The 246-nt window shown below is 74.4% G+C and carries 1 pseudogene; it reads right to left on the bottom strand.

What is annotated here, in order from left to right:
* Nucleotides 1-246 (bottom strand): annotated as a pseudogene (locus tag A5481_RS31555) (CtpF protein); the annotation flags it as partial.

Below are 246 nucleotides of genomic sequence, written 5' to 3' on the forward strand. Positions count from 1 at the left end.
GCGCGCCGGCGAGCTCGCCCAGGATCTCGGTGACCTTGGCGCCGGGCTGCACCTCGGCCAGCATCTGGCCGTTATTGGCCGCGGTGCCGAACAGGGCGGGCTCGAACGGCACCGCGGCGGCGACCGGCGCGTCGAGCGCCTTGGCGAATTCCGCGACCGCGATCTCCGGGCGCTTGGGCATTCCGACGCCGTTGAGGACGAGCCGGGGCATGCGGTCGTGCGGCCGGGCCTGGCGCAGCAGCTCGA

Source organism: Methylobacterium platani, from assembly GCF_001653715.1.
Lineage (GTDB): Bacteria > Pseudomonadota > Alphaproteobacteria > Rhizobiales > Beijerinckiaceae > Methylobacterium > Methylobacterium platani.